This is a genomic window from Glaesserella australis, from assembly GCF_003260095.1.
Lineage (GTDB): Bacteria > Pseudomonadota > Gammaproteobacteria > Enterobacterales > Pasteurellaceae > Glaesserella > Glaesserella australis.
In genome coordinates, this window is the sequence record NZ_PTPX01000006.1 from 41110 (window position 1) to 54259 (window position 13150).

Below are 13150 nucleotides of genomic sequence, written 5' to 3' on the forward strand. Positions count from 1 at the left end.
TAAAATATAAGGGTATGTATGCCAAGGGTGTTGAAGAAATTCTTTCTAAGAAAGAAAAATAACATTGAACTATTACTGAGCACTAATTCTAAAAGTGAACGAGCAGTTATTTTTAGTAAAATGGGGCTATATAGAACAATATTAGCGAACCCGGAATATAAGAATACATATCCGTATATTATTTCTTTATATGCTTGTGGATACTCCGAACAGGCTAAAGTTTCTTTGGATAAATATATAAAAACAGAAAGTTTCTCCAAGAATAAAGTACATTTCATTTTAAGTATATTGCCTTTTGATAAAGATGTTGCATATTCTTTATTAGACAAAAGTTTTGATGTTTTATCAATAGCTAATATTTTGTCCCAAAGAAATGACTTAAAAGAACTGAGTGACTTTTTGTTATCCTTGGATAAGAAAGCCTTTAAAGCTAAACCTGAATTATATTTGCTTTATAATTTTATTACTAGAGATACTAACTCAAAGTTGAATAATTTGAATAGGTATTTAGTTTCATATCATTTAGATAAGATCGAACTATTAGACTTAAAGGGTAATCTTTTTGTTACTAATCTAAAAAATAAGGAGCTTAGACTAAGGAAATTAGTAAATGATAGTCTCCCTTTAGTATCTATTATTGTAACTACATATAATAGTCAAGAATATATAATCTCTACACTATTGTCATTAGTAAATCAAACATACCCAAATAAAGAAATTATTATCATTGATGATAATAGTAAGGATGCTACAATAGATATTATTCAAAATATGATGTCAAGATATTCTTTTATTAGGCTAATAAAGCTTGAACGTAATGTAGGGACGTATGTTGCGAAAACTATTGGGACCCTTTTATCTAAGGGGGAATTTGTTACAAATAATGATTCGGATGATTGGGCTCATCCCAGAAAAATAGAGTTACAAATATATCCTTTACTAAAAAATCCTAAATTAGTTGTATCTTTTTCTAAATGGATTAGATTAAAAGATGATGGTACTTTTTATGCAAGGGCTGTAAGTCCATTAACTCGTTTTAATCCATCTTCAGCTCTATTTAGAAAGAAAGATGTAATAGAAAAAACAGGATTATGGAATTTAGTCCGAACTGGAGCTGATAGTGAGTTTAATGCTCGATTGAAGTTAGTGTTTAAAGATCAATATGTTATGGTAAATAAACCATTAACTATAGGAGCTCATCGAGAAAATTCTTTAATGACAGCTAAAGATACAGGCTATTCTCCTAATGGGATATCCTTAACTAGATTACAATATTGGGAGTCATGGAATTATTGGCATATTAATGCTATAAAGAATAATATTTCCTTAATAATAAGAGAGAATCTTGCATATCCTTTTACTGTTCCCAAAGAGATTATGGTGAATAAAGATGATATTTTATTTTGTTTTGAACAATTCGGAATACCAAAGCGAAAGTTGGTGTTAAATTAGCATAGTAAAGATGGGCTTAATAGCCAAAAGGGTTGCTAAAAAGTGTAGTAAAGCCTTATATTACGGGCTTTACTGCACTTTTTTGAAATATGAACAAAAAACTGTCCTTTTTGCAAAGGATCTACTATAAAGAAAAATGGTCATCAAAATAATATTCAACGCTATAAATGTCTTCAGTGTAATAAAACATTTACCTTTAAAGCTAAATTAGATCCTGCTCAAATTTGGTTTGATTATTCCGTTGGAAAACAAACACATCAGCAGCTTGCAGATAAATATCGTTGTTCCCCTAGAACAATCCGCAGATATTTAGAAAAAGCCCCTAAATCACATTTAAATCCCCCGCAAAATAAATATTTGAACCTTATTATAGATACCACCTTTTTTCACCGTGATTTTGGCGTAATGGTGTTTATGGATAGCTATTCAAGCAAAGTGGTTTATCACCAAATTGTGAAAACGGAAAAAGACATTTACTACAAGAAAGCACTTAATCGTCTAAGAGAAAAAGGCTATGTAATTCAATCAATTACCTGTGATGGTCGCCGAGGCTTATTAAAGGATTTATTGAATACGCCGACACAAATGTGCCAATTTCATTTAGTGGCGATTGTGATGCGAGCATTAAGAAAAAAACACCAATCTCACGCAGGAAGGGAATTAAAAACGATGATAAAAACCTTGAAAACGAGCTCAAAAAATGAATTTTATTTAAAAATATATCATTGGAAAATAAAACATAAAGCATTTTTAAATGAACGTTCAGAGAAGCCTAATGAGAAAGGAAAATATCCTTATAAACACCGAAATGTAAGAAGTGCAGCAGCCAGTATTAAGCGCTATTTTGACTCTATTTTTACTTACGAAAAGTGTCCTGAGCTAAATATTGAAAAGACAACAAATCGAATAGAAGGACTATTTAAAGAACTGAAAGACAAATTATGCCCACATAGCGGTTTAACCAGAAGACATAAGATATTGTTTATACAGGATTTTTTAAATAAAAAGAGTTGATAATAATTATTTAAAAATAATAAAATCAACCCTTTTGTCCAATAGAGGCATAGTTTTGCAAAACACCAACCTTTTTATCTACTATGCCCATAATATTGCTAATTTGGATAAATAAATAGTTTTTATGCATTTTTCAAAAAAAGATAGCTTAACGTCTCGTACTATTAAACTTTAAACCGATTTCGTAGGTTATTAAGCTCCTTTTTCTATGAATAATGCAGTGGATATAAATTTAATTTTTCCATTAATAGTTGATCCCGATCTTCTTCAGGATTTTCTGTCGTAAGTAATTTATCGCCATAGAAAATCGAATTTGCCCCTGCCATAAAACAGAGAGCTGCTTCGGGCATATTGCCACGCCCTGCGGAGAGACGAACATAGCTTTTGGGCATCGTAATACGAGCCACAGCAATGGTTCGGACAAACTCCGTCCAGTCAAGATCTTCCGCATCAGCAAGAGGTGTGCCTTCAACTTTAACTAGTTGATTAATTGGTACACTTTCAGGCGGTGGATCTAGATTGGCTAAACTTGCGATAAGCCCTGCTCGCTCAGGGCGAGTTTCATTCATTCCTACAATGCCACCACAACAGACTTTAAGCCCCGCATTGCGGACTTTCCCAAGCGTATCCATTCGGTCATCGTGGGTTCGGGTGTGGATAATTTTGTGGTAGCTGTCAGGATCGGTGTCTAAATTATGGTTGTAGTAATCTAGCCCAGCGTCTCTAAGCTCTTCCGCCATTCCGTCTTCAAGCATACCGAAAGTTCCGCAAGTTTCCAAACCGAGATCTTTTACTGCTGTGATAATTTTGCTGACCACTTCAATATCTTTCGGCTTAGGTCCACGCCATGCTGCTCCCATACAGAAACGACTTGCCCCACGTGCTTTAGCGATACGGGCTTTTTCGACAATCTCATCAATCTCTAATATCGTTTGGCGTTCTAGCCCCGTGTCATAACGGGCAGATTGTGGACAGTATTCGCAATCTTCAGGGCAACCGCCAGTCTTAATCGACAACAACGTTGAAAGCTGAATTTCTTGCGGATTGAAATGCTCTCGGTGAACCTGCGCCGCTTTGAATACCAGCTCCATAAACGGCATTGCAAACAGCTCTTCCACTTGGCATTTCCGCCAGTATTGTGCTGTCGGATGTGGGGTGAGTTCGCTTTTGGCTTTAAGACGAAGATTGAAGGTTGTCATTTATTCTCCAATAACAATCAAATTACTTGTAGGGGCGGACCGATGTGTCCGCCCGAAAAAGATAAATATAATATGGGCGGACACATCGGTCCGCCCCTACATCACATTGCTCTACATTTTACGATATTTCGTATGTTGCTTCACGGCTTTGCGGATTTGTCGGGTACTGGTACGACGACGGTTTTTGGTGACATCCACTTTGGTTTCTGTTTCAGGTTTTAAGCCAACCAGTTCACGCAGATAGTTCACTTGCTCCAATCCCATTTCTTCCCAACCGCCACGAGGTAGGCTTTTCTCTAACTTGATATTGCCATAGCGAATGCGGATCAAACGACTGACTTGAATACCTTGCGACTCCCACAAACGACGCACTTCACGGTTACGTCCTTCGGTTAAGGTAACATCAAACCATTGGTTCAATCCTGTTCCACCAACGACTTTAATTTGTTTGAAATTGGCAGGGCCATCTTCCAACTGTACGCCTTTGCGTAAGCGTTGCAACATCGCATCATCGACTTCGCCAAACACACGTACAGAATACTCACGCTCAACTTCACGGCTCGGGTGCATCAAGCGGTTAGCCAACTCGCCGTCCGTAGTAAAAAGTAACAAACCAGACGTATTAATATCTAAACGCCCAACGGCAATCCAACGAGAGCCAGTCAAACGTGGCAAGCGGTCGAATACTGTCGCACGCCCCTCAGGGTCGGAACGAGTACAAAGTTCGCCTTCAGGCTTGTAGTACATCAACACACGGCAGATCTCTTTTTGCGTTGGAATCAGGCTGACCAAATTACCGTCAATACGAATTTTGGTGCTTGAGCTGACTTGCACACGGTCTCCAAGGGTCGCAATTTTACCGTCCACACTCACACGCCCTTCTGCAATCACCGTCTCAATTTCACGGCGAGAACCTTGCCCTGCACGAGCAAGCACTTTTTGCAATTTCTCACCGACAATTTTCTCGTTGCTTTTTTCTTCCGTTTCAATGGAAGCGGTCGGTTTTGTTGGTTTTTTTACAAGGGGTTTGCGAGGTTGCACTTCAGTACGCGAATTACGTTGCGTTGGTTTTTGCAAATTTTTTGCAGAATCTGACCGCTTGTTTGCAGTCGGTTTACGAAATGTTGTCATTTAAGTTCCTTATTTGTCGCTTTCACAAGCGTCAGGGGTTATTCAAACGGTGTCGGATCGCCCGATCCCACACGGATAATTTCAGGGCTGTCTTGGGTTAAATCAATCACGGTCGTTGGCGATTGCCCCAAATAGCCGCCGTGGATAATTAAATCCACTTGATGTTCTAAATGCTCTCGAATTTCATCGGGATCCGATTGCGTTATCTCTTCATTTGGCAACATCAGAGAGCAAGAGAGAATCGGCTCACCAAGTGCTGAAAGTAATGCCAAAGCGATTGCATTATTTGGCACACGAATCCCAATCGTTTTACGCTTAGTCAGCAAACGACGTGGCACATCTTTGGTCGCAGGCAAAATAAAAGTATAAGGATTCGGTACGTTATTTTTAATCAAGCGGTAAGATTGATTAGTGACTAATGCATAACTCGAAAGCTCCGATAAATCACTGCATACCAAAGTAAAATTATGATTTTCAGGCAAACGGCGAATTGCCACAATTCTGTCCATTGCATGTTTATCACCTATCGCACAGCCAAGGGCATAGCCAGAATCCGTTGGATACACAATCACACCACCATTTTTGATGATTTCTACCGCTTGATTAACCAAACGAGCTTGTGGATTTTCAGGGTGAATGTAAAAAAATTGGCTCATGCAAGTTCCTTATCAGTACGAAAAAGACGCGGGCGATTATACGCTTTTGTAAGGTGTATTGAAATAAAAAATCTGCACCTTAGTCAGTTGGTTGTTTAGTCCAACTTTTGGGGTGCAGATCAATTACCCACTTTTATTTTTTAACGATTTCGTTTTGCTTCAATCGTATCTAATAATTGAGAAACAGACCAATCAGAGAAAATCTCTTGGGTCGTTTTACTCAATTTTCTCCTCCAGTTCGGAAACTCGGTACTCGTCCCCGGGATATTCACTGGATCGAGCATATTGAGCCAGTCTTCAGGTTGTGAGCCGAATAGCACGCTGTTGGTATCTGCCACATAGCTTTGTAACTGGTGGTTGAAAGTTTGCGTTACGCCCGCACTGTCTGGCTCTAAGGCTTGTACCGCTTCAACAGCACGGCGGATCGCTTCTTTGTTTGAGTGACGTGCATTTTTTAAGATGTTCAACACTTTTTCATTTGGGTAAACGCCATATTTTTGCCCCAACTCAAAATCATAGCCTTTCCAGTAGCCTTGCACCGTTGGTAAATCGTGGGTGCTGAGTGTGGTCATCGCTTGATATGGATAGTGAGCAAGCGGTTTACTGCCTTGATGATCGTACTCAAAATAGAAAATGTTGTAGGCTAAAATGCCTTTATTTTCAAGGGTTTTCAACATTCCTTTCGGCACAGTTCCCAACGCTTCGGCAATGATTAAACATTGGTGGCGTTGGCTTTCGAGTGCCAAAATCGACAACAGATCTTCCAACGGATATTTCACATAAGCGCCGTTTTTCGCCGAATCGCCTTTCGATACCCACCACAAGCGAGCAAAGCCGAGAATATGGTCAATACGTAACGCACCGCAATCTTTCATATTGGCACGCAGTAGGTCGATAAACGGCTGGTAGCCACGCGCTTGCAACACTTCAGGGTGCATTGGCGATAAGCCCCAGTTTTGCCCTTGTGGTGCCATAATATCAGGTGGTGCGCCGACAGAAGCCCCAAGCACGAACAGATCTTTATCTGCCCACGTTTCCGCCCCGTTATCCGCCACGCCCACCGCTAAATCACGGTAGAAACCAATCGGCATTCCAAGCTGTTTGGCTAATTCGTTGCAGGCTTTGAGCTGTTGCTGTGCCACAAATTGTAACCACATATAGAAACGGACTAAATCGCTCTGCTCTTGTTGGAACTGTTGTACCGAAGCGGTGTGATAATCTTGATATTTTGCGTCCCAGTTGTTCCAGCCCCACTGCTCGCTAAATTGCGATGAAAGCCATTGGTGCAACGCATCAAAAGTCCCCTGTACTTTTAAGGCTTCGCCATTATCGGCAATAAATTGTTCAAAGGCTGTCTGATCTTGCTGTTTAAATTGCTCAAAGGCTAAACGTAAACCTTGTAATTTCAGCCACATAACCTGTGAGTAATCGACATAATCCTTTTGGCGAGCTTCGTGTAATTGCCGTTGAATTTCCGCCGAGTTAAACCACGCTTGTGCTTCGCGACTTTGTTGGAAAGCGTCAATCGCCCCCACGTTGATATAAACGATATTTTGCCACAAGCGAGAAGACGGACTATATGGGCTTGCCCCTTCAGGATTGGCGGGGAACAACGAGTGAATTGGGTTTAAACCAACAAAATCACCGCCTTTTTCAGCAAGTTTTGTTAAAAATTCCGCTAAATCACCAAAATCGCCAATCCCCCAGTTCTGTTCAGAACGCAAGGTATAAAGCTGTAAAATCGCTCCCCATAATTTCTTTTTCTCCGCCAATTCTTGCGGCTGGAAGGCTCGTTCAGGGGTAATAATCAGGCGACATTCAGCGGTTTTACCGTCTAAACGGAGCTGATGATAGCCAAGCGGTAAATCACGTGGTAGTTCAATGCTGTTGCGTTTGCATTTTCCTGTCAAAATCTCACCGCTTTCAAGGGTTAGTGTCCAGTTTGCTTGCACACGTTGGGTTTTGTCTGCCACGAAAAGGGGAATAAAAACTTGCTCACCTTGTTTCACGACTTTCACAAGCGGTAGGATTTTGCGACTTTTTGGCGAACCGAGTAGTTTAGCCACTTTGCCGTAAACGGACGGTTGAGCATAGATACGGCGACCGTGTTCGTCAAAGAAATAAGGGTTTAAAAATGGGTGGTTTTGTTTCATTGTTATTGTTCTCGAATAAAATTTATCTTATGGACGCCAAGCGTGGCGTCCCTACTTAATTTATACGGAGTGAATGTAGGGACACGACGCTTCGTGTCCCATAAAATTATCCTTTCACACCCCCAGCCGTTAATCCGCCAACTAACCAACGTTGTGCAATGATAAAGACAAGGGTAATTGGGATTGCAGATAAAATTGCGGCTGCTGCAAAGTCGCCCCATAAATAGTTTTGTGGGTGGAGATATTGTTGCATACCGACTGCTAAGGTGTAGTTTTCCACATCACGCAATAAGAGAGAAGCGACTGGTACTTCGATAATTGCGGAGATAAAGGCAAGGATAAATACCACCGCTAAAATCGGCACCGATAACGGTAATAAAATTAAGCGGAAAGTTTGCCACGGGGTTGCACCGTCAAGGGCTGCGGCTTCTTCGAGCGATTTGTCGATAGTTTCAAAGTAGCCTTTGATTGTCCAAACGTGCATTGCGATACCACCAAGGTAAGCGAAGATCACGCCACCGTGGGTGTTTAAGCCTAAGAATGGTACATATTGCCCCAAGCGGTCAAATAATGCATATAACGCCACGAGTGAAAGCACCGCTGGGAACATTTGGAAAATCAACATACTTTGTAACAACATTGATTTACCTGCAAAACGTAAGCGTGCAAAGGCATAAGCCGCAGTGGTGGAAAGGGCAAGGGTGATGATTGCCGTTACGCCCGCCACTTTCACTGAGTTCCATAACCATAATAAAACAGGGAATGGCGGTGGTGTTACGGTTCCGTCTGCATTGGTTACGCTAAAGCCTAACGCTAATTTCCAGTGTTCAAGGGAAATTTGGCTTGGGATAATTTCCCCGAGTGCTAAGTTCCCCGGGCGAAGTGAGATCCCTAAAATCATCAATAGGGGGAACATAATCAATGCACAGAATGTGATGAGAAAGAAATGCGTTGCAAATAAGCGTGCTTTCATTGATTTAGGTTGAACGATAGCCATAGTATTAATTCCTATGTATTTGATAATTTTCTTATTTGGACGCCAAGCGTGGCGTCCCTACTTAAATATCTACGGAGTGATTGTAGGGACACGACGCTTCGTGTCCCAATGATTAATCCTGCTGTAACTTAGTCAAACGAATTTGGAACAACGCTAATCCACTGACGAGTAAGAAGATAATTACTGCAATGGCTGCGGCTAAACCAAAGTCTTGTGTACCACTACCTTCAAAGGCGATACGGTAGGTGTAGCTAACTAATAAATCCGTATGTCCTGCTGGGGTACTTGTACCGATCATTGACGGACGACCTTGCGTTAATAATTGGATTAACACGAAGTTGTTGAAGTTAAAGGCGAAACTCGCAATCATCAACGGCATTAACGGTTTAATTAACAGTGGCATTGTGATTTTTGTGAAGTTTTGCCACACCGTTGCACCGTCAATCGCTGAAGCTTCATATAAATCCGTTGGGATCGCTTTGAGCAAGCCCATACAAACGATCATCATATAAGGATAACCTAACCACACGTTCACAATTAAGATCATCACTTTGGCAAGGAATGGATCGTTAAACCATTCTGGGCGAATACCGAATAAGCTGTTTAAAATCAGGTTGATTTCACCAAAACTTTGGTTGAACAAGCCTTTAAACACAAGGATTGAGATAAAACCTGGTACAGCGTAAGGTAAGATTAACAATAAACGATAAACAGCTTTACCTTTCAATGCATCCCATTGCACCAATGATGCAAAGATCATACCGAGTAAGGTAGTAAATACCACGGTTAAGAACGCAAAAGTGACTGTCCAAATAAAGATTTGAATAAACGGTTTTTGTACGCCTTCGTCCGTTAAAATTTTCACGAAATTTTGCCAGCCGATTGTGACCGTATAACCAGGTTCAACACGTTTACCGGTAAAGTTGCCTTGCTCATCAATCTGCTCAAAGAAACCGACATCATCATTCGGTTTATAACGTTCGTTGGTTTCGTGGTTAGTCAAAACTTGGCTATCCACATCGAAACTAAAGCGGTTACTTTGTTGTGAAAATTGGCGAAGTGAACTCATTGAGAGCATTTCTTCACTTGGCAAAATCGCATTGATCGTTTGTAGCTGTTGGCGATTTTGAGTAATGGTTTTAAGGGGAGCAACTTTGCTTTCAGGCAAACTCACCACTTCTTCCAGTTTCACATCGCCTTTTAAATCAGCTAATGCAAGCGGTGCGGAAAGGTAATTTTTTTGCAATGCTTTGTTTTCTAGCATTAATTGATATTGATTGTCTGCATTCTCAAGCAGTTTGAAATCGTAACGCTCGCCTGAAAAATAACGTTGGCTCTGTAATTGGCTCACCACTCGTTCAAAGGCAAGTTGGTTAGATCCGCTATAGTTGGTAAAGGCAATTACTACCGTACAAACCAGTGGGAACACCACGAAAATACCGATAGCCGAAATACCAGGAAAAAGGTAACGCCAGCGGTAAGCACGCTCAGAACTAAAAACAAAAATACCTGAAGCCACCACGACTAAGGTCAGTAGGGCAAATAAAATTTCACCTTGCAGGTAAATGGTAAAGACTAAATAAAAAGCAATCAGGTAAAGAAGTCCGACAAAAACCCGTTTGCCCCAAAGTTGAGCGGGTGAAAGAGAAGAATAAGTTGAAGTTAGCATTTTATTTTCCTTGTTTTGAACTGCTAAGGGAAATGGCAAAAAATTGTGAGAATGTGATCGCTTGTATATACTCTTTTTAACATTTGTAGGGACACACTGCGTGTGTCCGACTAATCTCGCTTTTGCATAAAATGGGATGTGACGGACACACACAGTGTGTCCCTACATTTGATTACGTATCAATAAGAGTCGTGATTACTCTTTCTCAATCTTCGCCTGTGCTTCATCAAGGGCTGCTTTAACAGACTGACGACCATTGATTGCACTGTCGATAGCTGCTTTTTCTGAGTACCAGAAGCGGCTCATTTGTGGAATGTTTGGCATAATTTCGCCATTTTCCGCATTTGCCATGGTTGCAGCAATGCGAGGATCTGCCGCTAACTTCGCTTGGTAGCTCTTAAGCGCAACCGCACCTAACGGGGTGTCTTTGTTCACAGTTTCTAAACCAGCGTCTGTTAATAAGTGGTTTTCTAAGAACTCTTTCGCTAAGTCTTGGTTCGGGCTTGACGCATTGACCGCTGCACTTAATACGCCCACGAAAGGTTTACCTGCTTTGCCGTTTAAAGTTGGTAATACCGCCACGCCGTATTTGATACCGCTTTTCTCAATGTTCGCCCACGCCCATGGACCATTGATAGTCATTGCAGTTTCGCCTTTGTTAAATGAAGCTTCAGCTACTGAGTAGTCGGTATCTGCGTTGATCACTTTTTTCTTCACTAAATCAACTACAAATTGTAAGCCTTTTTGTGCTGCTTCGTTGTTTACACCGATGTCTTTCGCATCATAGCCGTTTGCCGTTACTTTGAATGCATAAGCGCCTTGAGATGAGATAATTGGCCATGTGAAATACGGTTCTGCTAAGTTCCACATAATCGCATTTTTGCCTTTGGCTTTGAGATCTTTATCTAACTTCTCAATTTCTTCCCATGTTTTTGGTGCTTCTGGCACTAAATCTTTGTTATAAATTAAAGAAAGTGACTCAACGGCAATTGGATAGGCAATTTGTTTGCCGTTATATTTGGTTGCTTCCCAACCGATGTCAGACAATTTTGCTTTGAAATCAGCACTTGGGTGAACTTCTGCAAGTAAACCTGATTGCGCATAACCACCCATACGGTCGTGAGCAAAAATAATGATGTCAGGACCATCGCCTGTTGAAGCTACTTGTGGGAATAATTCTTCTAATTTACTTGGATGCTCAACAACGACTTTCACACCTGTTTCCGCTTCAAATTTTTTACCTACTTCGGCCAAGCCGTTATAGCCTTTATCAGCGTTAATCCAAATGTTTAATTGACCTTCAACTAATTTAGCTTGTACGCCTTGAGCAATACATAATCCAGCTAATACGGTTAAAGCTGCTGTGGTTAATTTTTTCATAGGTTTTTCCTCATTTTAGTGAAATGAAATTTGCGGTCGAATAGTGGACGATTTTCTCTCATACTTCATCATACCCCCTTATCATCCCCCCTCATCCTTTTAGTGATCTGTATCACATTTTTCTTATTTTTTAAAATAAGTGTGAAAGCCATCACAAAAAAAGCATTTAATTTTGTGATCTTAATCACAAAAAATCTGATTTTTAACGAAAAAAATTTTTCAATACCAAGAAAAAAATTTTTTATAAAGTATGATTTCAATGCTTAAGCAAATGAGTAAGCTTGGCACCCATTAAACAAGCAGTAACTTTGAGGATGAAACAATGGCAGATGTAAAAATCATTGGTGTAAATAAATCATACGGCGATGTACATATCTCACGAAATATTAACCTTGATATCAAAGAAGGTGAATTTGTAGTATTCGTTGGTCCATCTGGATGTGGTAAATCTACCCTATTACGTATGATTGCAGGCCTTGAAGATATCACTTCTGGTGATCTTTTTATTGGCGAAACACGAATGAATGATGTTCCCCCTGCTAAACGTAATATTGGAATGGTCTTCCAATCTTACGCACTTTACCCTCATTTAAACGTTGCAGAAAATATGTCTTTCGGTCTAAAACTTGCAGGTAAAGCAAAAGAAGAAATTGAACAACGAGTTAATCACGTTGCTGAAATTTTACAACTTGCTCACCTGCTTCAACGTAAACCGAAAGAGCTTTCGGGCGGTCAGCGTCAACGTGTTGCCATTGGTCGTACGCTTGTTTCCCAACCTGAAGTGTTCTTATTAGATGAACCACTCTCTAACCTTGATGCTGCGCTTCGTGTGCAAATGCGTGTCGAAATTTCCAAACTACATAAAAAATTGGGCAGAACCATGATTTATGTTACCCACGACCAAGTTGAAGCCATGACTTTGGCGGATAAAATCGTGGTATTACAAGCCCTTGGCAATAATACGCAAATCACCACCAACGTAGCACAAGTCGGTAAACCGCTTGAACTTTACCACTACCCTGCCAACCGCTTTGTTGCGGGCTTTATTGGCTCACCAAAAATGAATTTCCTACCCGTGAAGGTCATTGATGTGAAAGAAGGTGGGGTAAAAGTGGAATTACCTGACTCAACGCATCTCAATTTCTGGATCCCTGTCGATAGCACAGGCGTAAATATAGGCGAAAATCTATCATTAGGTATCCGTCCAGAACATCTGTTACCTTGTGAACAGAGCGAAATCTGCATTAAAGGGACAGTTAAAGTCGTTGAGCAGCTCGGTAATGAAACCCAAGTTCACGTTGAAATGCCACCAATCAAACAGAGTTTAGTTTATCGCCAAAACGATATCGTTCTTGTTGAAGAAGGGGATGAAATGTCTGTCGGCATTAACCCAAACCGTTGCCACTTATTTAAAGAAGATGGTACGGCTTGCAGACGCTTGTTTAAAGAGTTGGGTGTTTAACGATTTTTTTCATAATGTCAATCTTAAGGATAAACCA

At 40.5% G+C, this 13150-nt stretch carries 9 protein-coding genes and 1 pseudogene; 3 read left to right on the forward strand and 7 right to left on the reverse strand.

The window, feature by feature from the left end; translation table 11 throughout:
* Positions 1 to 18 precede the first annotated feature (18 nt).
* Both C5N92_RS02715 and C5N92_RS02720 read left to right on the forward strand, forming a co-directional pair.
* Complete coding sequence (locus tag C5N92_RS02715) at positions 19 to 1452, forward strand: glycosyltransferase family 2 protein (protein WP_111749342.1); 1434 nt, start codon at positions 19 to 21, stop codon at positions 1450 to 1452.
* 111 nt (positions 1453 to 1563) lie between these two features.
* Positions 1564 to 2466 (forward strand): annotated as a pseudogene (locus tag C5N92_RS02720) (IS256 family transposase, variant Zn-binding type); the annotation flags it as partial.
* 206 nt (positions 2467 to 2672) lie between these two features.
* On the opposite strand, the gene bioB reads toward C5N92_RS02720, so the two are convergent.
* The 7 genes from bioB to malE form a co-directional block, all read right to left on the reverse strand.
* Complete coding sequence (bioB, locus tag C5N92_RS02730) at positions 2673 to 3665, reverse strand: biotin synthase BioB (RefSeq protein WP_111749344.1); 993 nt, start codon at positions 3663 to 3665, stop codon at positions 2673 to 2675.
* A 111-nt stretch (positions 3666 to 3776) separates the two neighbouring features.
* Positions 3777 to 4796: a 23S rRNA pseudouridine(2605) synthase RluB gene (rluB, locus tag C5N92_RS02735; protein ID WP_111749345.1), complete on the reverse strand. Its 1020-nt coding sequence runs from the start codon at positions 4794 to 4796 to the stop codon at positions 3777 to 3779.
* Positions 4797 to 4834: 38 nt separating this feature from the next.
* Positions 4835 to 5452 carry an L-threonylcarbamoyladenylate synthase gene (locus tag C5N92_RS02740; RefSeq protein WP_111749346.1) on the reverse strand — a complete coding sequence of 206 codons (618 nt, stop codon included), beginning with the start codon at positions 5450 to 5452 and terminating at the stop codon, positions 4835 to 4837.
* Between the two features lie 140 nt (positions 5453 to 5592).
* Complete coding sequence (gene malQ, locus C5N92_RS02745; protein ID WP_111749347.1) at positions 5593 to 7605, reverse strand: 4-alpha-glucanotransferase; 2013 nt, start codon at positions 7603 to 7605, stop codon at positions 5593 to 5595.
* 106 nt (positions 7606 to 7711) lie between these two features.
* On the reverse strand, positions 7712 to 8602 hold the full coding sequence (malG, locus tag C5N92_RS02750) for a maltose ABC transporter permease MalG (protein ID WP_111749348.1): 891 nt from the start codon (positions 8600 to 8602) through the stop codon (positions 7712 to 7714).
* Between the two features lie 112 nt (positions 8603 to 8714).
* The gene (malF, locus tag C5N92_RS02755) at positions 8715 to 10271 is read right to left on the reverse strand and encodes a maltose ABC transporter permease MalF (RefSeq protein WP_111749349.1); all 1557 of its coding nucleotides are present in this window, start codon (positions 10269 to 10271) and stop codon (positions 8715 to 8717) included.
* 195 nt (positions 10272 to 10466) lie between these two features.
* Positions 10467 to 11651: a maltose/maltodextrin ABC transporter substrate-binding protein MalE gene (malE, locus tag C5N92_RS02760; RefSeq protein ID WP_111749350.1), complete on the reverse strand. Its 1185-nt coding sequence runs from the start codon at positions 11649 to 11651 to the stop codon at positions 10467 to 10469.
* Positions 11652 to 11973: 322 nt separating this feature from the next.
* Here malE and malK point away from each other — a divergent pair, with 322 nt between their 5' ends.
* Positions 11974 to 13113, forward strand: a complete 1140-nt coding sequence (malK, locus tag C5N92_RS02765; protein WP_111749351.1) for a maltose/maltodextrin ABC transporter ATP-binding protein MalK — start codon at positions 11974 to 11976, stop codon at positions 13111 to 13113.
* The last annotated feature ends 37 nt before the right edge of the window (positions 13114 to 13150 follow it).